Raw genomic sequence first — 19992 nt, 5'->3', positions numbered from 1 at the left:
TGCCGCCGCGGCCGCGCCCCACGGAAACCCCAATCGAACCAGTTCCTTCGCTGCCGCGTCTCATCACATGGCGCGGCATCTTTTCGCGCGTCCGGCTGCGGCGCGGCGATATCGGCAGGGAGGAAATTTATGCGCATCATCGCAAAATATCTGGCGACGACGAGTCTGGTCCTGGTGACCAGTGCGGCCGCGTTGCCGTCATGGGCCGCAGACGTCGACGCCACATCGGCGATCGACACCGTCACCGTCTATCCCGATGGCGCCACCGTCACCCGTATCATCGCGCTGGACGTTGCCTCCGGCGACAGCACGCTGGTCGCCAAGGATTTTCCGCTCTCGCTCGATCCGTCCTCCCTCCGCGTCGAAGGCGAGGCGGGCGCAAAACTCACCATCGGCACGATCGATGCGCGGCCGCCGCGTGCGGCGCCGCCGGTCAACCTGTCCGAACTCGACAAGCGCATCGAAACGCTCAAGGACGAGCGCTCCGATTTGCAAGGAGCAATCGATGCGGCGGTTGCGCGGCGCAAATTCGCGCAGCGGTTTGCCGAAGCGTCCCCCGCCGGGCTCGGTGAAAAGGGCGAAGCGCGCCCGATCACCGAATGGCGGGCGGCGTTTGGCGCGGTCGGTGAGGAGATCGCGACCGCCGACACCGCGATCCGAGATGCCACGCGGAAACAGCGCGAGATCGATCGCCAGATCGCGCAACTCGAAGCCGAGCGCTCGGCCAAACCGCCGAGCAAGCTCGAGGTGCGCATTGACGTCGCCTCGGCGGCCGCGACCAAGGCAACGCTGCGTGTGACCTATGCCGTGCGCAACGCGCGCTGGCTGCCGCTCTACGACGCCCGGCTCGATACCGGCGCCAAGGACCGCAAGCCGCAACTCGAACTGGTCCGCCGCGCCGAGGTCACGCAATCGACCGGCGAGGATTGGTCGAACGTGACGCTTGGCGTCTCCACGGTTCGCCTCGGTCGTGGCGGCAGCGCGCCGGAGCTGAACTCGCTGGTCGCGCAGTATTTGCAAGTGCCGAAGCCGCGCGCGTTGGGTTCAGTCTCCGATATGGCAATGCCTGCGGCGGCACCGATGCAGCGAAAGGTGGAAGCCCCCGCCTACGCTGGCAGATCCAGGGAAGATCTTGCGGAACGCGCCGAAGAACAGCAGGCCGTTGCCGAAATCGGCGATTTCCAGGCCACCTTCAGGATTCCCGGCCGCGTCAGCCTCGGCGCCGCCGAGGGCGCCAAGAGCCTGCGCGTCGCTTCGATGAACGTGCCCGCCGATCTCATGGTGCGCGCGGCACCGGTGATGGACCCGACCGCCTTCCTCGAAGCGAGCTTCAAGCAGACGGATGACGCGACACTGCTGCCGGGCAAGGTCGCGATCTATCGCGACGGCGTCTTCGTCGGCCGCGGCAAGCTCTCGGCCTCCGCCAAAGACGACATCGTGCGGCTCGGCTTCGGCGCCGACGACAAGATCAAGGTCGAGCGCGCCGTGCTCAAGCGCAACGAAGGTTCGGCCGGTCTCCTGGTGACAACGTCGAAGACCGACGAGCGCGCATTCAAAACCACCGTCCGCAACGGCCACGACTTCCCGATCAGGGTTGCGATCGAGGATCAGCTGCCGGTCAGCGAGAACGAGGACATCGTGGTGGAGATGCTGCCGGCGACCACGCCGCCGACCGCAAGCAATATCCGCGACCGGCGCGGCGTGCTGGAATGGTCGTTCGACGCCAAACCCGCCGAGGTCAAGGACATCAACTTCGTCTGGCGCATCCGCTGGCCAAAGGACAAGAGCATGGTGATCGTGCCGGCTGGCTAGAGTCCGGCCACTGGCGGCGCCGCGCGCATCGACAGGTCACGTCCAGCCGGTTCGGTTTCGAGAGAGCCGAGCCCTGCTTCGCCTTCAGGAAATCCGCGACGTCGAGCAGCATGAACTCGTCGTCGTCGGCCTTGTTGGGATCGCGGCTGGACGAGAACGGCAGATTGTTATGCGTCTCCTGTTAGCGGATGCCGTCTTATGCAGATCGCGTGTTGCAGTTTTGTGAAACCGGACCCAACGCCGCCGCCGCGGTTACTCCTTCACCGCGCCGGTCAGTGACGACACGTAATAATCCACGAACAGCGAGTAGAAGATCGCGACCGGCAGCGAGCCGAGCAGCGATCCCGCCATCAACGCCCCCCACTGGTAGACGTCGCCGGTGACGAGTTCGGTCAGGATCGCGACCGGCACGGTCTTGTTGGCGCCGCTCTGGATGAAGGCGAGCGCGTAGATGAACTCGTTCCAGGACAGCGTGAAGGAGAAGATGCCGGCCGAGATCAGGCCGGGTACCGCCAGTGGCAGCGTGATCCGGCGCAGGATCTGCAGCCGCGTGGCGCCGTCCACCAGCGCGCATTCCTCGAGCTCGTAGGGGATCGACTTGAAATAGCCGATCAGCAGCCAGGTGCAGAACGGCACCAGAAAGGTCGGATAGACCAGGATCAGGGCAAGCGGGCTGTCGAACAGGCCGAACTGCACGACCACGGTTGCGAGAGGAATGAACAGGATCGACGGCGGCACGAGATAGGCGAGATAGATGCCGAGACCGACATAGGCGCTGCCGCGGAAGCGCAGGCGTTCGATTGCATAGGCGGCAAGCGTGCTCGCGATCAGCGACAGCGTGGTCGAGCCGATCGCGACCAGCATTGTCGTCCACAGCCAGCGTGGATAGGCGGTGTCGAACAAGAGATGCTTGATATGGGCAAGCGTCGGCGAGGAGATCCAGAACGGATTGTGCTCCTTGTAGTTCATCAGTTCGGCGTTCGGCTTGAACGACGTGATCGCCATCCAGTAGAACGGAAACAGCAGGATCAGCACGAAGCAGCCGAGCGGCAGGTAGATCATCATCAGCCGCCGCAGCCCGGAATCCCAGGCCATGGTGTCGGGCGCGGCCTTCGCGTCGGCGGTGGCCGGTTGAGCGACAAGATCAGTCATTGTTCTCTCCCTGCTGCCATTTGCGGCGCGCGAGGCCGAAATATGAGAACAGCGTCGCGAACACCAGGAACGGGATCATCGAGACCGCGATCGCCGCACCTTCACCGAGCTCGCCGCCGGCAATGCCGCGCTGGAAGGCCAGCGTTGCCAGCAAATGGGTCGAGTTGCCGGGGCCGCCACGGGTGATGGCGTAGACGAGCTGGAAGTCGGTGAAGGTGAAGATGATGGAGAAAGTCATGACGATGGCGAGGATCGGCATCATCATCGGGAAGGTGATATAGCGGAAGCGCTGCCAGGCGGTGGCGCCATCGAGCATCGCCGCCTCGTAGAGCGAGGGCGAGATGGTCTGCAGCCCCGCCAGCAGCGAGATCGCGACGAAGGGAATGCCGCGCCAGATGTTGGCGGCGATCAGCGAGAAGCGCGCCGGCCAGGGCGAGCCGAGGAAGTCGATATTGGTCGTGCGCCAATGCAGCACGTCGACCAGGAGGTAGGAGATGATCGAGAACTGCGGATCGTAGATCCACCAGAACGCCAGCGCCGACAGCACCGTCGGCACGATCCAGGGCATCAGGATGATCGCACGCAACAGGCTCTTGAGCGGAAAATGGTTGTTGAGCAGCAGCGCGAGCCAGAAGCCGAGCGCGAACTTCCCGAACGTCGCGATCGCCGTGTACACCACGCTGTAGAACACCGCGTTCCACCACAGGGAATCGGTGAGCAGATACTGGAAGTTCTCCAGGCCGACGTAGACGCCTTTTCTGCCGATCGTTGTGTCGGTGAAGGCGAGCCAGATGCCGAGGCCCAGCGGATAGGTCAGGAACACCGCGAGCAGCCCGATCGCGGGTGCGAGGCACATCACGATCAGGAACGGCTTGTAGTCGAACAGGCGTACCAGCCAGGATGGCTGCCGCTGTGCGAGTACGGGGGAGGAGAGGGTGGTCACGGACATCGGTCAGGCGTCCTGTTCTAGGCTGTCACCACATCCGTCATTGCGAGCGAAGCGAAGCAATCCAGTCTGTCTGCGCAGTTACAGTCTGGATTGCTCAGTCGCTTCGCTCTCGCAATGACGGTCGCTTTATCGTCGGGCGTTATTTCTGGCGCCGGAAGTACCGCTTGCTGCGCTGCTCGGCTTCCGCGGCCGCGGCTTCCGGCGTGGCCGCGCCGGTCGCAACGGACGCGAACATCTGAATCAGCACATAGTCGGCGCTGACGGCACCGGTCGCCGTCGAGATCGGGCCCGCGTAGCCGTCATAATAGGTGCTGTTCATTGTGTCCTTGAACAGCTTCACCTTGGGATCCTGCGCCCACACGCCGGCCTCGCCATAGGCGGCGAGCGGCTGGGACCAGTAGCCGGAGTTGGCGTTGAGCCAAGGCTCGTACTGGTCCTTTTCCAGCATGTATTGCAGGAAGGCCTTTGCGGCGTTGGGGTACTGGCTGTGCTTGAACACCATGGCGTTCAGGGTCAGGCCCGCCATCGGAGAGACCTTGGCCAAGCCCTTCGGCAGCAACTGATGCTCGCTGTCGTCGGCGATCGCCTTGGTCGCGGGATCGTTCTTCAGCGAGAAATACAGCGAGACGCCGTTGGCGGTCAGCGCGATCTCCTGCGCGGCGTAGGCGCGGTTGTTGCTGACGTCATTCCATGACGTCGTGCCGGCGATGAAGGTCGGGTAGAGCTGCTTGACCCAGTTCAGTGCGGCGATCGTCTCCTTGCTGTTGATGACGACGTTGCCCTCTTCGTCGAGCAGGGCCGCGTTGTGCGACCACAGCGCCCAGCTCGCGAAGCCGTTGCCGTCGCCCTTGGCATTGCCGAGCGCGAAGCCTGCCGGCTTGCCGGCCTTCTGGAGCTTCCGGCACAGGTCGAGGATCCCGGCATGGTCTTCCGGCACCTTGTCGAAGCCCACCGATTGCAGGATCGATTTGCGGTAGATCAGAGGCCCCGCGGTGGCGCCAAACGGCAGCCCGATCCAGGTGGGGCTCTTGTTCTTCTTGCCGTAGCGCTGCGCCAGCGGCAGCCAGCCGCCGTAGCGCTTGCCGAGATAGTCGGCGACGTCGGTCAGCTCGACCAGCTTGTCGACATAGATGTGCGGTGCGTCGGAGAAGCCGATGATGATGTCGGGACCGGCGCCGGAATTCGAGGTCACCGCCGTCTGCTGGTTGATGTCTTCCCAACCGACGAAATCGACCTTGACCTCGACACCGGTCTCCTTGGTGAATTTTGCCGCATTGGCGCGGAACACGTCTTCGTCGGCCTGGACGAAGCGTACCGGTCGCAGCATGCGCAGGGTTGCGCCTTTCTCGATCGGCAGTTTCGGTGCGGGGACGTCGGCGGCCTTGATCGCGGATTGGGCGTTTGCCGGAGCACCGGTTGCCGCGATCGCGGCAGCGGACAGGCCCAGCGCCAAGGCATCACGACGTGTGATGTCGTTCCTCATCGATTTCTCCCTATATGTTTCCCTTCCCGGCGTTGATCGCCGGTGAAGGGTCTTTTCGGTTTCCGGCGCGCCTGGCAGCCGGCCGCCTAGCTGTTCGGACCGCGGTCCATGCTGACAGGCTGCCAGCGGCGGAGCGCGGTGTCTTGCAGCACCGACGGATTGACGCAGCTTACCGGCCACATGCCCTGAAGCACCAGTGACAATTCGTAGCCCACCCGGCGCTTGCGCGCCTCGTCGAACCGTGCCGAGGCCGAGGCGACATGGGCGGTCAGGGTCACGTTCTCCATGCCGAGCAGCGGATTGTTGTGCGAGGGCGGTTCCTTCTCCAGCACGTCGAGGCCGGCATGGGCGATCCAGCCCTCCTGGAGCGCCTTGATCAGGCTCTCCTCGTCCACGGTGGCGCCGCGGCCGGTGTTGATGAAGACCGAGCCCTTCTTCATCTGCCGGAAGTGCTTCTCGGTGAGCATGTGATGCACCTCCGGCCGGGCGGGGGCGTGCATCGAGACGAAATCGGATTGCGACAACACCTCGTTCAGCGTTGCCGGGATCACGCCGTGGTCGGACATCAGCGTTTCCTGGATGAACGGATCGTAGGCAATCATGCGCAGGCCGAACGGCGCCGCGCGCTTCGCAACCGCACGTGCGACGCGGCCGAACGAGACGAAGCCGAGCGTCTGGCCCATCAGCCGCGGAATCTTCGACAGCGCCGGCCGGCCCTCGGCCCAGCGGCCGCTGCGCACCATCCGGTCCTGCTCGACCAGCCGGCGGAAGCCGGCGAGCAGCAGCATCATGGCATGGTCGGCGACCTCCTCAATGAAGGTGTCGGGGATGTTGGTGACGGGAATGCCGCGCGCCGTCGCGGCCTTGATGTCGACGCTGTCGACGCCGACGGAGCCGAGCGTGATGACCTTGCAGGTCTCCAGAGCGTCGATGATCGTCTTGGTGATCGGGATGCCCTTGGCGTAGATGGCGTCGGCGGTCCTCGCGGCGGCGATGAACCCGGCCTCGTCGGCAGGAGCCTCGACGATCTCGGCGTCGATCGGATCGAGCGCCTCGCGCTCGTAGGAATAATCGCTGCTCGCGACGGTGAAGCTCGCGCCCTTCGGCGTCACCACCCTGTATTTCGGCATGTCCTGCTCCCGATTTGGTTTCTTGTTGGGGCCCGGCCTTCGCGCGGGCCTTCGCGCCTTTTACGCGAAATCGGGCAGGTCGCGTACAATTCGCAGTTGTCGTTGAGGTGATTTATACGACCGGTTCGACCCCTTCTCCGGGCTTCTACGGGGCGTCCCGTAACAGGTTGCTAAGGGGTCCCCACTAAAACTCGATTTAATTTCGACCGACTCACTCGCGCGTCCTTATCCCTTTGTTGCCGGAGCCTCCCGTGAAATTGAGCAATCTGAAGATCGCCCCCAAGCTCGGCATTCTTGTCGGCGTCACCTTGTTTGGCCTGTGTATTTCCGGGGTTCTTGCCGGCTATCTGATGAAGCGCGAGATGGTGAATGCGCGCATCGACCAGGCCAAGGCCATCGTCGAGATGGGTCGCAACTATGCGATTACGCTGAAGAAGCGCATCGACGCCGGCGAGCTGACGAAGGACGCCGCGATGACGGAGCTTCGGCGCTATGGCAACGCGATGACCTACGACAAGGGCGCCGGCTATCTGTTCGGCACCTCCTATGATGGCATCACGCAGCTCGCGCCCGATCCCAAGCAGATCGGTATCGATCGCATGGACGTTGAAACCAACGGCCGCAAGCTGAACCGCGAATTGATGGCAGGCGTGAAGGCCAACGGCGACACGATGCTGTATTATGAATATGTGAAGCCCGGTCAGGACACGCTGATCCGCAAGATCGGCTATGCGATGGCAGTCCCCGGTCTCGACATGTTCATCGGCACGGGCGCCTATCTCGACGATATCGACGCCAAGATGGGCCCGGTCTACTGGCTGCTTGGCTTCGCCATGCTCGGCATCATGATCGTCGCCGGCAGCGTTGCCTGGCTGATCGGCCGCAGCATCAGCCGTCCGCTCGCGCTGCTCGGTACCCGCATGAAGGATCTCGCCGACGGCAAGCTCGAGGGCGACATCCCCGGTGTCGGCCGCAGCGATGAGGTCGGCGCGATGGCTTCGACCGTCCAGATATTCAAGGACAACGCCGTTCGCATTCGCGGTCTGGAAAGGACCGAAGCGGATGCCAAGGATCGCTCCGCGGCGGAACGTCGCAGCACGATGGAGGGTATTGCCAGCGACTTCGAACGCAGCGTCAACGGCATCGTCCGCTCGGTCTCCTCGGCCGCGACGGGCATGCAAGCCACGGCGCAGTCGATGACCGCGACCGCCAGCGACGCCTCTACGCGTGCGGCGACTGTCGGCGCGGCCTCACAGAGAGCGTCGGGCAATGTCGGCACGGTTGCTGCGGCCGCGGAAGAGCTGTCGAGCTCGGTTGCGGAAATCTCCCGCCAGGTGACGCGCTCGACCGAGGTGGCGAGCCGCGCCGTCAACGACGCCGAACGCACCAATGCCACGGTGCAGGGGCTCTCCACCGGCGCCGAGAAGATCGGCGAGGTGGTCAAGCTGATCCACTCGATCGCCGCGCAGACCAATTTGCTCGCCCTCAACGCTACCATCGAGGCGGCCCGTGCCGGTGAATCCGGTCGCGGATTCGCCGTCGTCGCCTCCGAGGTCAAGGCGCTTGCCAACCAGACCGCCAAGGCGACCGAGGAAATCTCCGCCCAGGTCGCGGCGATGCAGACCTCGACCAGCGATGCGGTCGCAGCCATCGGCGGTATCACCCAGACCATCGCCGAGATGAGCGAGATCACCGCGGGCATTTCCGCGTCGATCGAGCAGCAGGGCGAGGCCACCCGCGAGATCGCCCGCAACATCCAGTCGGTCGCGGCCGGCTCGAGCGAGATCAACACCCATATTGGCGGCGTCACCTCAGCCGCGGAAGCGACCGGTACGGCCGCCACCGACGTGCTGACCAATGCCCGCGAGCTGGATAACCAGTCCGGCGCGCTGCGCAGCGCCGTCGACGGCTTCCTGGCCAAGGTGCGCGCGGCGTAAGACAGGTTCTCGTGCCCCGGACGCAGCGCAGCGCTTCTTCAGCGGTGCGCTGCAGAGCCGGGGCCCATGCCTGTCGCATTCTGGGTCCCGGCTCTGCGTCGCACCGCTTCGCGCTGCGCCGTGTCCGGGGCACGAGACCGTCCTACTGCTTCTCGATCCCCGCTTCCCGGATCAGCTTCTCCCACAACACCAGCTGTTCGTTCACGAACGTGCCGAGCTGCTCTGGCGTGCCCGAAAATGCGTCCATGCCGAGGGTGGCGAGCTGGGCCTTGATCTCCGGCTTCTCGACGATCTTCCGGATCTCGGCGTTGAGCCGCGTCACGATGTCCTTGGGCAGACCGGCGGGACCGAAATAGCCCTGCCACGACGAGATGTCGAAGTCCGGCACGCCGGCCTCCTGCATCGAGGGCAGGGTCGGCACCAGCGATGAGCGGTCCTTCGTCGTGACAGCGAGCGCACGTAGCGCGTTGCCCTGGACGTGGGGCAGGCCGGTCAGGATGTCCACGAACATCATCGAGACGCGGCCGCCCATGACGTCGTTGAGCGCCGGCGGCGAGCTCTTGTAGGGCACGTGCAGGAGGTCGAGCCCGGCATTGTGCGCAAAGGTCGCGCCTGACACGATCGCCGAGGACGAGCCCGAGGCGTAGCTCAGCTTGCCGGGATTGGCCTTGCCGTAGGCGACCAGCTCGCCGACGGTCTTGGCCGGCACCTCCGGGTGGATCACCAGCATGAAGGGCAGGTCGCCGGTGCGCGCGATCGGGGTGAAGTCCTTGACCGGATCGTAGGTCAGGCTTTTGAGCAGATAGGGATTGGCCGAATGCGTGGTGTTGGTGGTCACCAGCAGCGTGTAACCGTCGGGGGCGGCGCGCGCGACATAGGTCGCGGCGATCATGCCGTTGGCGCCCGCCTTGTTCTCGATGACGATGCCGACGCCGAGCGCCTGCGACAAATGCTGCGAGATCAGCCGCGTCGTGGTGTCGGTGCCGCTGCCGGCCGCAAACGGCAGCACAAGCGTGATGTTGCGGCTCGGATAATTGTCGGCCTGCGCAGCGGATGCGGCGGCGAGACAAAGAGCGGCGGTGCCGACGGCACGCAGGTTTCGGATCAACGCTGAAAGCATGTCTGGTCGTTCCCTCTTTTTTCGTTGGCGGGGAACCTAGCGTCTCCTCGTTGAAATCGGAAGGCGCGAGTTTGTCGCCTTGTCTCCGCACCGCGGAATTACTTCACCGCAGAGCCCTGGCGCGAGGCGATCACGACGCCGGCGAGCACCAGCAGGTAGCCGATCAAATGGAAAGGCTGGAGCTTTTCGCCGAGCAGCAGGATCGCCATCGCTGAGCCGAACACCGGCACCAGATGGAAGAACGGCGCGGCGCGGTTCGGGCCGATCAACGCCACGCCGCGGTTGAAGAAGAGATAGGCCAGCGTCGAGGGAAAGATCAGGATGTAACCCAGCGTCGCCAGCGTCACCGTGTCGAATTGCATGACATGGCCGCTCCAGGCCTCCCAGATCGCGGTCGGCAGCAGCATCGTCGCGCCGCAGCAGGTGGTGAAGGAGAGAAACGAGAGCTGGTGGATCTTCGGTCGCCGCGGAATGAAGGCGGAGTAGATCCCGAACGCGACCAGCGAGGAGGCGAACATGACGTCCCCCCGGTTGAAGCTGATGCTTGCGAGCGCCGCGAAATCGCCGTGCAGGATGATGACGAGCACGCCGAGCAGCGAGATCGCGATGCCGGCGAGCTGCGCACCCGTCAGCCGGACGCCGAACAGCACCAGCGACCATAGCGCCACGAACAGCGGTCCGGCCGACTGGATCAGCAGCGCGTTCAGCGCTTCCGTATATTGCATCGCCCAGTACGAAATCGCGTTGTTGAAGGCAAAGCCCACCAGCGACAGGAACAGCATCAGCGGCAGGCTTTTGCGCAAAATCGGCCAATCGCGCTTCAGATGCGGCCAGGCGAACGGCAATAGGATCAGGAACACGCCGAACCAGCGGATCGTGGTCACCGTCAGCGGCGGCACATGCGCGCCGACATGGCGCGCGAGCACGATGTTGCCGGCCCAGAACAGTGAGCTCAGGCTGAGCAGCAGATAAGGCTGGTTGTTGAGCCAACTGGCCGGATTGGGGAGCTTTGGCGCGGGCGAAGCGATCGTCATTGGCGTTGGATACAAGCTTGCGCCGGATTTGCGTCGTGACACAAGTCACGTCGCCGCAATGCTACAATGCAGGCATGACCAGAGGAGGCGGCATTGGCGATTAATATGTTGAACATCGACGGCCTGGGGCGGCTCGATCAGGATGCCCCGGTGGTGATGCTGAATCTGATGCGCTTCCACGAGCGTTCGCGCGACGGCGACGGATCCGGCTGGGACGCATACTTGCGCTACAGCGCCGTCACAGTGCCCATGATCAAGGCGCGCGGCGGGACGCTGCTCTGGACCGGCGACGCCAAGGCGGTCGCGCTCGGCGCGCAGCGGGGAAACGATTGGGATTTCGCAGCGCTGGTCTATTATCCCACCGTCGCGGCTTTCCTCGCCATGATGACGTCAGAAGCCTATGAGACGGAGGCCGACCCGCATCGCGTCAACGGCTGCGCGGAGCACGTCATCATTGCGACGAGCGAGGCGTACAGCAAGTTCAAGATCGGCTGACGTTGGGCGTCAGTCATGTCGCCTGCTTCCGCGATGCCACGAACACGCCGGCCAGGACCAGCGCAAAACCGATGAAGTGGAACGCCCGCGGGTTTTCGCCGAGGAACGCCATCGCCATGATCGAGCCGAACACCGGCACGACATGGAAGAACGGTGCGGCGCGGTTGGCGCCGATCAGGCGGACACCACGGTTGAAGCAGAGATAGGCGAGCGTCGACGGGAACACCGCGACATAGAACAGGGTCAGGAGGTTTGGTCCGTCGAGCTTCATCACGGGACGTGCGGACAGCTCCCAGATCTCCAGCGGAATGAGACAGGCCGCACCGCAGCCGAAAGTGAAGGCGAGGAACGACAGGCCGTGCATCGGCGGCCGCTTCAGTGTCAGCACCGAATACAGCGCGAAGATGATTAGCGCGACGATGAAGATGAGGTCGCCCTTGTTGAAATCGATGTTCGACAGCGTGGTGAAATCGCCATGCAGCAGGATGATCAGCACGCCGCACATCGACAGCAGCACGCCAAAAGCCTGCGCCGCGGTGAGCCTGATACCGAGGATGGCCAGCGACCACAGCGCCACGACCAGCGGTGCGGCCGATTGCAGCAGGAGAGTATTGAGCGCCTGCGTATGCTCCAGCGCCCAATATTGCAGAGTGTTGAAGGCGCCGATGCCCGTGATCGAGAGCGTGACCATCAGGCCGAGCTTGCCGCGGATCGCGGGCCAGTCCTGCGCCAGATGTTTCCAGGCGAACGGCAGCACCAGCAGGAAGGCGAAGAACCAGCGCAGGAAGGACAGCGTGACCGGCGGGATATGACCGGCGGCGAGCCGCCCGACGACGGCATTGCCGGCCCAGCACAGCGCGGTGATGCTGAGCAGCAGGTAAGGCTGGTTGGCGATCCAGCCGTGACCGGATGTCTCCGCGCTTGTGGTCTGGCCGGTGGCGGACATTGTGATTGTTATGGCCCCGCGTCATGCGCCGAAGCCTTCCGGCCCGGCGTTGTCCGGGCCGGCGCGTGGCCCGGCTCCTCTCAAAGACACGGAAATCGAGGCTGCATCAACGGGGGGCGGATGCATCGCGACTATGCAGCGGCAGATGCGGCGTCTTACGCTTTGGTCGAAGCTGTCGCACGGCCTCGGAATATTTCTGGATTTTCAGGGGATATCAAAGGCTTGGGATGGGCCTCGGGCCTCGAAAAAGCCCCGTTCTTGCTTGCCTAGAGAGGCTGCTTCCTTTATCCGGTTGGGCTGCCTCGCGTGCGAACGGCCTCTGGCCGGGAATCAGGCTGGGCGCAGGCATGGTCCCGGAAAAGTGGGTACCGGTTTTCCGTTTGGATCATGCCGCTTACAGAGAAATCTTCGAAGGATTACCCGCGAATGGCCAATGTTGTCGTCGTCGGCGCCCAATGGGGCGACGAGGGAAAGGGCAAGATCGTCGACTGGTTGTCGGAGCAGGCGGACATCGTGGTCCGCTTCCAGGGCGGCCATAACGCCGGCCATACGCTGGTGATCAACGGCGAGACCTACAAGCTGGCGCTGCTGCCGTCCGGCGTGCTGCGGCCGTCGAAACTCGCCGTCATCGGCAATGGCGTGGTGTTCGATCCGCAGGCTTTCCTCGACGAAGTTGCAAAACTGAAGGGACAGGGCGTCGCCATCAGCCCGGACAACCTGCGCATCGCGGAGAACGTCACACTGATCCTGCCGTTGCATCGCGAGCTCGACGCCCTGCGCGAATCCTCCAACGCCGCGACCGCGATCGGCACCACCCGTCGCGGCATCGGGCCGGCTTACGAAGACAAGGTCGGCCGCCGTGCCATCCGCTTGATGGACCTCGCCGATCTCGACACGCTCCCGCACAAGATCGACCGGTTGCTTGCTCACCACAATGCATTACGCCGCGGCCTCAATCTGCCGGAGTTCGACGGCAAGGCCATCCAGGACGAATTGACCGCGTTCGCGCCGCAGCTGCTGCCCTATGCCGAGACGGTGTGGCGGCTGCTCGACATCAAGCGGCGCGAGGGCAAACGCATCCTGTTCGAGGGTGCGCAGGGCGCGCTGCTCGACGTCGACCACGGCACCTACCCCTATGTGACGTCGTCCAACACGGTGGCGGCGCAAGCGGCGACCGGCACCGGCATGGGCCCGGGCGCGGTCGGCTATGTGCTCGGCATCTGCAAAGCCTACACGACGCGCGTCGGCCAGGGTCCGTTCCCGACCGAACTCAACAACGAGATCGGCGAGGAGATCGGTCGCCGCGGCAAGGAATTCGGCGTCAACACCGGCCGCAAGCGCCGCTGCGGCTGGTTCGATGCCGTCTTGGTCCGGCAGACTGTCCGCACCTGCGGCATCACCGGTCTGGCGCTGACGAAACTCGACATTCTCGACGGCTTCGATTCGATCGACGTCTGCACCGGCTACATGCTGGACGGCAAGGAAATCGACCATCTGCCGGCGGGCGAGGGCGCCCAGGCCCGGGTCGAGCCGATCTACGAGACCATCGAAGGCTGGAAGGAGCCGACCGCAAACGGCCGTTCCTGGGCCGACCTGCCGGCCCAGGCCATCAAATATGTCCGCCGGATCGAGGAATTGGTGGGGTGCCCCGTCGCGCTGCTTTCCACCAGCCCCGAACGCGAGGATACTATTCTGGTGCAAAATCCGTTTGAGGCTTAACGATATCTTACCGGGACGTGCGCTAGTTGAGTTGAAATGGCTGATTACTATCCGCTGATCGCCCGCGCTATTGCAGCCCTGGACCCCAACGCTCCCGGCGAGAGCCGTCGCGCGCTCTACGAGCGGGCGCGCACGGCGCTGATCGCGCAGCTCCGCAGCGTGCAGCCGCCGCTCTCCGAATCCGAGATCACCCGCGAACGGCTGTCCCTGGAAGAGGCCGTCCGCAAGGTCGAATCGGAAGCTGCCCAGCGTGCCCGCGAGGCCTCGCGCCCCGGTGGCGGTGCCCGCAGCAGCGGCAGCGGCGATGCCTTCCGCCGCGCCAGCACCCGCGCCACTGAGGGCAACTCGCCCGCGCCCCAAGCCGCTGCCCCGCCGCGCACCCGTCCGGCTCCGCCGCCGCCGCGCGCCGACCGGCCGTCCTTCAATGTCGATGACCAGGGCGACGCTCCGCGTGCGCCGCGGGCCCCGCGTTTCGACGCGCCGCGCCAATCGGGTCCGTCGGCACCGCCGCCGATGCCGGAACCGCCTCCGCCGGCCGGACGTGATCGCGCCAGTGGGCGCCGTCAGCCGGACGTCGGGCCGCCGTTGCCGCCTGCACCGGGCGTACGCGGCTTCCGTGACATCACGGCCGATGCCAATGATCTCGGCGGCGCCGCCGCGCAGGCCAACCGTGCCGCGCGCCGCACCTACGCCAACGTGCCCTCGCCCTCGCCGGAATTCGACCGGCTCGAGCCGAGCCTGGAGAATCGCGCCGCCGGGGAGGCGCCTTATTCCTACGACGAATCGATCGAGGAAGCCGAGCGCTACGCGCCGCAGTCGCAGTCGCAGTCGCCATCGCAGCGTCCGCACATCCCGGTTCTCGACCGCAATACCAACAAGAAGCGCGCCCGCACCGGCTCCGTCTTTCCGTTCAAGAGCGCAATCGCCGTCGGCATCGTGCTGATCCTGGTCGGTGCCGGCATCCTCTGGGGCAAACAGCTGGTCCAGACCGCGAGCGGCCTGTTCAAGTCTTCGCCGACGCAGGTGGTGGAGGCGCCGAGGGATTCGTCGCAGCCGCAGAGCAAGCCGAAGATTCCGGATCGCGTCGGCCAGCCTTCAGCCAGCGACCAGCCGGTCGCGCCGGTGGCGCAGAAGGTGGTGCTCTATGACGAGGATCCGTCCGACCCCAAGGGCAAGCAATATGTCGGCTCGGTGGTGTGGCGGCTCGAGCCGATCAAGGCGTCCGGCAACCAGAAGGCCGACGTCGCCGTGCGCGCCGACATCGAGATCCCCGATCGCAAGTTCAAGATGACGATGTCGTTCCGCCGCAACACCGACTCGTCGCTGCCGGCGAGTCACACCGCGGAATTGACCTTCATCCTGCCGCCGGATTTCCCGGGCGGCAGCGTCTCCAACGTGCCCGGCATTTTGATGAAGTCGAACGAGCAAGCCCGCGGCACGCCGCTCGCAGGTCTCGCGGTCAAGGTCACCGACGGCTTCTTCCTGGTCGGCCTCTCCAACGTCGATGCCGACCGCAGCCGCAACGTCCAGCTCCTGAAGGAGCGCTCCTGGTTCGACGTGCCCCTGGTCTATGCCAACCAGCGCCGCGCCATCATCGCCATCGAGAAGGGCGCTCCCGGCGAGCGCGCCTTCAACGACGCCTTCGCGCAGTGGGGCGACTGAGGTCGCGCCTGACTGTCGTCCACCTTTCCCTCCGGAGAGGTGAACCAGGCATTCAACGATCCAACCGAAATTGAACCGGCGCTATTGCGCAGCAGCTTCTCGTTTGCGCGATCCCGTCGCGGCTGCGTGCTCGCGGTCCATCACGGCACGACAGCCGGGGCTGACCTGCGCCTTTTTGTGAACCATGCAGGCCCTGATCCTGGGGATGTCGGGGATTTCACTCGAGCACAGCCGCATGGCATCGCCGGAGCACATCTGTTGCGCTTCGGACGAGAAGGCGCGGCCGGGCGATGTCTGGAATGCGACGGCGGTGGTGGCGATGGCGAAGAGAGTTGCGATTGTCTGATAGCGTGTCATGCAGAATGCGTCCCCGAGTTCCGTGGGCTTGAGCCACTTGGTTTTTGGGGCGCCGCACGCGGCTTGATCTGCCGCATGTCACAGCCTTCACGCCGGGACCTCAATCCCGCATGTGGTCGCTCGATCTCTCGTGATGTGCGAATCGAAAAGTGCTGCGCCGCCCGAGCCAAGTATGCGCCATTGTCACGCGGCCGCAATGGGACGCAAAAAGGAATTCGCAATTGTTGCGTGCACGTCACGCACAAAAACGGCGCGCGCGATCAGATCAACCGATCGGAGGATACGCTCGCTTGTTCCGCGTCGCCCGCGCCAAGCCCTGCGGCGTGTTCCTCGACAGCGGTGACGCCTCTTGCTGTGAGTTCGAACAGATCGCCGTCTTTCATCACGTAACCGTCGGCGATCAGCTGTCCCACCTTGCCTTGCCGATCGTCGGCGAAGGCAACGGACTGACTGATGTCCCTGAGGATCGAGAGCTGTTCGTCGCGCAACATGGCTTCACTCTCCGTTCGAGCGGAATGGTCCGGTCCTTACATGCCGTGGCTCTGAAACACCTTCTTGCAAGAGCGCGACAGCTTGGCTCTGTTGGCCTGCAAGCAGCCTTGTACCGCCGTGTCGTTGCCGAGCTCTTTTCGGCACAGCCGCGAAGCATCGCGCGAGCAGGCCTGCTGTTCCTGCGGCGTGCCGCCATGACCTTGCGCGCGCGCAGGCAGGCCCGACAGGCCGGTCAGGACCGTCAACGCGATCGTCGTCAGAAAGAACAATTCGCGGGACATCGGCGGCTCCAAATCTGACAGGTGAGTTTCAAGTCCTGTCTGAACTCGTCGCTATGCCGCTTGTTCCCAAAGGCAGAGCCCGCACCCCGCTATTCAAGGTTCCCGCGGCACTGCTATAACAGGGCGAAGGATGGGGGTGGTTGATGAAACGCTATCTGGTGTTTGCGCTGGTCGGCCCGTTCGTGGGCGGGTTCCTGCTGCTGCTGACGACGACTTATCAGTCCGGCTATTGGGCCCAGACCAACCTCGGCGAGGTCGGCAAGCTGTTCGCAGTATTCTTCAAATCGCTGCAATACAGCTATCTGTTCGGCTTCCTGCCCTCGCTGATGCTCGGCGCGGTCGACGATATTCTGGTCCACGTCCGCCGGATCGGCCCGGTGCTGCGGATGCTGCTGGTCGGCGTGTTCGCTTTCATCCTGGCCTCCCTGACCTACAGTTCGCGTGGGCCGGATTCGGGCGCGGTGCAGTTCATCCTGTACGGCCTCGTCGGGTTCGTGCCGGCGGTGATTTCATCCTGGCTCGTGCATAAATATGTCGAGGAGCCGCTGCCGGCGGCGGCGCGGAGCTGAGCGCACGACCCCTTGATCAGGGCCGCAGCAACCTCCGCCGCGCTGGCGCGTTGCCTTGAGATCATGACCATGTCCGATGACGATATTCTTGCTCCACGCCGATCCCGTTCGGGAAGCCGCTCGGGTGCGGCCTCTTCGGGCAGCGAGGGGCGTGGGCCGATCATCGACCAGGACGGTCGCGAGATCCGGCCCGAAACGCTGGAGCAAGGCTTTCGCGAATTTCGCTTCGAATTCGGCAAAGATAATCCATTTGCTGGCAGCCCGTTCGGCAATCTGACGCGCGGGCAGCGGATCGCGCGGATCGAGGCGATCGCAAAGCTGCTCGACGTCGCTTTCGTCCTGCCCGGCACCAATATCCGCTACGGCATCGACGGGCTGATCGGACTGATCCCCATCGTCGGCGACATCATCACGACCGCGATCTCGCTGTGGCTGGTGCGTGAGGCCCGCGCGCTCGGCGCGCCCTGGTACCTCACCGCGCGCATGCTCGGAAATGTCGCCGTCGACGGCGTCGTCGGCATCGTCCCGTTCGCGGGCGACGCCTTCGACGTCATGTTCCGCGCCAATATGCGCAACGTGCGCCTCTTGCGCCGCTGGCTCGACAAGCAGCCGCGCACCTGACACTCACCCAAAACGCAAAAAGCGCGACGGCCTTTCGGCCATCGCGCTTTCAGCGCACATCGGAGGCTTGCGATATAGCAGGCTTGCGATAAAGGAGGCGTGCGAAAAAGCTTACGCCGCGTCGGCGTCGGCGTTCTCGACAGGCTCAGGCTTGCGGTGACGGGGCAGCGGGAAGGCTTCGCTTTCGTAAAGCGAGCGGATCCCGTTCTGGTCGAAGCGCGCTTCCTCGACCTGGAGATAGGCGCCGTTCAGCGAATCCGTCGGCAGCTGCTCCATTGCGAACTGCACGGCTTCGGCCGCGGTACCAAACCGCCGATAGGTGAAGCCCGCGCGCTTCTTCTTGCGGATCGCGGCGGGAAAGAGTTCGGCGGAGGTGTTGAAGTTGAACGGACGCAGTGGACGCATGGTCAAAGACCTCGTGATCGCTCTGGGGCTTTAAGCGCGTGGGATTTGGACGGGCGGAGGCCACGATCAGGTGGGCCCGCCGCACATGTCATTTTCGTTCTCTAATATAGGCCGTTTTGACAAAATTGCGACCCCTGCGATGAGAGATGATGAATCCACGCATGGCAGGTCCGCGACTTGGAAAGTCGAAATAATATCAATGGCTTGATTGGTTTATAGCTTGCCGAGGAGCAGCAGCACGAGCAGCACCACGAGTACGAGGCCGCCGATCCCCATGCCGGAATGGCCCATCCCATAGCCGTAGCCACCGAAGCGGCCCGACAGGCCGCCGAGCAGATAAATGATCACCAGGATGATCAGGATGGTCCCAAGCGTCATGGCATCCTCCCTGGCGGCCGCCGAAACACGATGGTCGGCCGCACCGCGAAAGAAGAAAAGCACATCGCGTCCCCCGGTTCCATGACGGAACCGGGGGACACGCAACGATTATTTCGGCTCGAGCTTCAGCGCCGCCGAGTTGATGCAGTAGCGCAGGCCGGTGGGTCCGGGGCCGTCAGGGAAGACATGGCCGAGATGGCCGCTGCACTTGGAGCACAGCACCTCGGTGCGGATCATGCCGTGGGTGACGTCCCGCTCCTCGTCGACATGGCTCTCGACGGCGGGCTGGGTGAAGCTCGGCCAGCCGCAGCCGGAATCGAACTTCGCATCGGATTCGAACAGCTCGTTGCCGCAGCCGGCGCAGGTATAGGTGCCGGCGCGGTGGTCGTGCTCATATTCGCCGGAGAAGGGACGCTCGGTCGCCTTTTCGCGCAGCACCGCGTACTGCATCGGCGACAACTCGCTGCGCCATTGCTCTTCGCTCTTGATGACCTTGTCGTCTGTGGTTTTCGTCTTGGTGTCGGGCATGGGTCTCCCGTCTTTTTTGGTGATCTCGCGATCAGTTGGTAGCCTTGCTGGCACTCACCAGCGTCGGCTTCTCGATGTAGTTATCCGCGAACAGCTTTTTCAGGTTCTCGACCTTCGGGAGATCGTTGTAGGCGATATAGGGCTGGTTCGGGTGCAGCGTCAGATAGTCCTGATGATAGGCCTCCGCCGGATAGAACGCCTCCAGCGCGCCGACCTTGGTCGCGATCGGCTTGCTGAAGACCTTGGCACCGTTGAGCTGGGCGATATAGGCTTCGGCCACCTTCTTCTGCTCGTCGGAGGTGGTGAAGATCGCCGAGCGATATTGCGTGCCGCTGTCGGGTCCCTGCCGGTTGAGCTGGGTCGGGTCGTGCGCCACCGAGAAGTAAATCTGCAGGATCTTGCCGTAGGAGATCTTCTTCGGATCGTATTTGATCTCGACCGATTCCGCATGGCCGGTTCGGCCGCTCGAGACAGTCTGGTAGTCGGCCGTCGCCTTGGTGCCGCCAGCATAGCCGGAAACCGCGTTGAGGACGCCTGCGGTGTGTTGGAACACGCCCTGCACGCCCCAGAAGCAGCCTCCGGCGATCACGGCGGTTTGGGTCCCGCTTGCGGGTGCCGCATCCACTGCGGGAGTTGGGATCACGACCGCATCCTCGGCGGCCCGGGTCGGCGCGGCAAAGGCCAGCGTCAGGGCGGTGGTTGCGGCGAGCAGGGACAGGATGGCAGGTCGGCGCATGGCGATCCTCTTTCGGAAGGTCTGACAGTCTAGGGCGGTTGGAGCCGGGCGAACAGCCTGCCCGGCATTTCCAGACATTCGAGATACGGGCCGGCCGGGCGATTGTTACGGCCGGACGGACACGAGTCTGTGAAAAACGTGGCTTGGGACAGTCCGGCTTGGCGAGGACCGGAACTCCGCGCTAGA

Annotated in this window: 21 protein-coding genes; 7 read left to right on the top strand and 14 right to left on the bottom strand. The window is 64.2% G+C overall.

Annotated features, from left to right (window positions below; all coding sequences use genetic code 11):
* The first annotated feature begins 129 nt into the window (after positions 1–129).
* On the top strand, positions 130–1812 hold the full coding sequence (locus ABIB00_RS24180; RefSeq protein WP_354106097.1) for a mucoidy inhibitor MuiA family protein: 1683 nt from the start codon (positions 130–132) through the stop codon (positions 1810–1812).
* Positions 1813–2064: 252 nt separating this feature from the next.
* On the opposite strand, the gene ABIB00_RS24175 is transcribed toward ABIB00_RS24180, so the two are convergent.
* The 4 genes from ABIB00_RS24175 to ABIB00_RS24160 form a co-directional block, all read right to left on the bottom strand.
* On the bottom strand, positions 2065–2964 hold the full coding sequence (locus ABIB00_RS24175) for a carbohydrate ABC transporter permease (RefSeq protein WP_456648463.1): 900 nt from the start codon (positions 2962–2964) through the stop codon (positions 2065–2067).
* A complete protein-coding gene (locus ABIB00_RS24170) occupies positions 2957–3913 on the bottom strand; it encodes a carbohydrate ABC transporter permease (RefSeq protein ID WP_247343201.1) in 957 nt (318 codons plus the stop codon). The genes ABIB00_RS24175 and ABIB00_RS24170 overlap by 8 nt, the downstream gene beginning before the upstream one ends.
* 139 nt (positions 3914–4052) lie before the next feature.
* A complete protein-coding gene (locus ABIB00_RS24165; RefSeq protein WP_247447526.1) occupies positions 4053–5396 on the bottom strand; it encodes an ABC transporter substrate-binding protein in 1344 nt (447 codons plus the stop codon).
* Between the two features lie 86 nt (positions 5397–5482).
* Positions 5483–6526, bottom strand: coding sequence for a C-terminal binding protein (locus ABIB00_RS24160; RefSeq protein WP_354106096.1), 1044 nt, complete (start codon positions 6524–6526; stop codon positions 5483–5485).
* 251 nt (positions 6527–6777) lie between these two features.
* Between ABIB00_RS24160 and ABIB00_RS24155 the strand changes: the two genes are divergently transcribed.
* Positions 6778–8463: a methyl-accepting chemotaxis protein gene (locus tag ABIB00_RS24155; RefSeq protein ID WP_247343211.1), complete on the top strand. Its 1686-nt coding sequence runs from the start codon at positions 6778–6780 to the stop codon at positions 8461–8463.
* 142 nt (positions 8464–8605) lie between these two features.
* On the opposite strand, the gene ABIB00_RS24150 is transcribed toward ABIB00_RS24155, so the two are convergent.
* Together ABIB00_RS24150 and ABIB00_RS24145 are read right to left on the bottom strand one after the other, a co-directional pair.
* On the bottom strand, positions 8606–9583 hold the full coding sequence (locus tag ABIB00_RS24150; protein ID WP_354106095.1) for a Bug family tripartite tricarboxylate transporter substrate binding protein: 978 nt from the start codon (positions 9581–9583) through the stop codon (positions 8606–8608).
* A 98-nt stretch (positions 9584–9681) separates the two neighbouring features.
* The gene (locus ABIB00_RS24145) at positions 9682–10617 is read right to left on the bottom strand and encodes a DMT family transporter (protein ID WP_354106094.1); all 936 of its coding nucleotides are present in this window, start codon (positions 10615–10617) and stop codon (positions 9682–9684) included.
* Between the two features lie 105 nt (positions 10618–10722).
* Here ABIB00_RS24145 and ABIB00_RS24140 point away from each other — a divergent pair, with 105 nt between their 5' ends.
* Positions 10723–11112 carry a DUF1330 domain-containing protein gene (locus ABIB00_RS24140; protein ID WP_354106093.1) on the top strand — a complete coding sequence of 130 codons (390 nt, stop codon included), beginning with the start codon at positions 10723–10725 and terminating at the stop codon, positions 11110–11112.
* Between the two features lie 13 nt (positions 11113–11125).
* Here ABIB00_RS24140 and ABIB00_RS24135 read toward each other — a convergent pair whose 3' ends face one another.
* Positions 11126–12058: a DMT family transporter gene (locus ABIB00_RS24135; protein WP_354106092.1), complete on the bottom strand. Its 933-nt coding sequence runs from the start codon at positions 12056–12058 to the stop codon at positions 11126–11128.
* Between the two features lie 426 nt (positions 12059–12484).
* Here ABIB00_RS24135 and ABIB00_RS24130 point away from each other — a divergent pair, with 426 nt between their 5' ends.
* A complete protein-coding gene (locus ABIB00_RS24130) occupies positions 12485–13777 on the top strand; it encodes an adenylosuccinate synthase (RefSeq protein WP_247343225.1) in 1293 nt (430 codons plus the stop codon).
* 36 nt (positions 13778–13813) lie between these two features.
* Complete coding sequence (locus ABIB00_RS24125; RefSeq protein ID WP_354106091.1) at positions 13814–15439, top strand: hypothetical protein; 1626 nt, start codon at positions 13814–13816, stop codon at positions 15437–15439.
* An 81-nt stretch (positions 15440–15520) separates the two neighbouring features.
* Here ABIB00_RS24125 and ABIB00_RS24120 read toward each other — a convergent pair whose 3' ends face one another.
* The 3 genes from ABIB00_RS24120 to ABIB00_RS24110 all read right to left on the bottom strand — a co-directional run bounded on the left by ABIB00_RS24120 (position 15521) and on the right by ABIB00_RS24110 (position 16569).
* Complete coding sequence (locus tag ABIB00_RS24120) at positions 15521–15796, bottom strand: hypothetical protein (protein ID WP_354106090.1); 276 nt, start codon at positions 15794–15796, stop codon at positions 15521–15523.
* 260 nt (positions 15797–16056) lie between these two features.
* Entirely contained in the window at positions 16057–16287 is a 231-nt protein-coding gene (locus ABIB00_RS24115) for a hypothetical protein (protein ID WP_247447535.1), read from the bottom strand.
* A gap of 36 nt (positions 16288–16323) precedes the next feature.
* Positions 16324–16569: a hypothetical protein gene (locus ABIB00_RS24110; RefSeq protein WP_354106089.1), complete on the bottom strand. Its 246-nt coding sequence runs from the start codon at positions 16567–16569 to the stop codon at positions 16324–16326.
* A 143-nt stretch (positions 16570–16712) separates the two neighbouring features.
* Between ABIB00_RS24110 and ABIB00_RS24105 the strand changes: the two genes are divergently transcribed.
* Both ABIB00_RS24105 and ABIB00_RS24100 read left to right on the top strand, forming a co-directional pair.
* On the top strand, positions 16713–17138 hold the full coding sequence (locus ABIB00_RS24105) for a DUF5413 family protein (RefSeq protein WP_247447536.1): 426 nt from the start codon (positions 16713–16715) through the stop codon (positions 17136–17138).
* Between the two features lie 63 nt (positions 17139–17201).
* The gene (locus tag ABIB00_RS24100) at positions 17202–17759 is read left to right on the top strand and encodes a DUF4112 domain-containing protein (protein ID WP_354106088.1); all 558 of its coding nucleotides are present in this window, start codon (positions 17202–17204) and stop codon (positions 17757–17759) included.
* A 111-nt stretch (positions 17760–17870) separates the two neighbouring features.
* On the opposite strand, the gene ABIB00_RS24095 is transcribed toward ABIB00_RS24100, so the two are convergent.
* The 4 genes from ABIB00_RS24095 to msrA all read right to left on the bottom strand — a co-directional run bounded on the left by ABIB00_RS24095 (position 17871) and on the right by msrA (position 19806).
* Positions 17871–18164, bottom strand: a complete 294-nt coding sequence (locus ABIB00_RS24095; protein WP_247343240.1) for a hypothetical protein — start codon at positions 18162–18164, stop codon at positions 17871–17873.
* Positions 18165–18377: 213 nt separating this feature from the next.
* The gene (locus ABIB00_RS24090; protein ID WP_211394774.1) at positions 18378–18542 is read right to left on the bottom strand and encodes a DUF3309 family protein; all 165 of its coding nucleotides are present in this window, start codon (positions 18540–18542) and stop codon (positions 18378–18380) included.
* 108 nt (positions 18543–18650) lie between these two features.
* On the bottom strand, positions 18651–19070 hold the full coding sequence (gene msrB, locus ABIB00_RS24085; protein WP_247343242.1) for a peptide-methionine (R)-S-oxide reductase MsrB: 420 nt from the start codon (positions 19068–19070) through the stop codon (positions 18651–18653).
* A gap of 31 nt (positions 19071–19101) precedes the next feature.
* Complete coding sequence (msrA, locus tag ABIB00_RS24080) at positions 19102–19806, bottom strand: peptide-methionine (S)-S-oxide reductase MsrA (RefSeq protein WP_247343245.1); 705 nt, start codon at positions 19804–19806, stop codon at positions 19102–19104.
* Between the last annotated feature and the right edge of the window lie 186 nt (positions 19807–19992).

This window comes from Bradyrhizobium sp. LB14.3, from assembly GCF_040547985.1.
In the GTDB taxonomy this organism is placed as follows: Bacteria; Pseudomonadota; Alphaproteobacteria; order Rhizobiales; family Xanthobacteraceae; genus Bradyrhizobium.
This window is presented reverse-complemented; position numbering and strand designations above follow the sequence as displayed.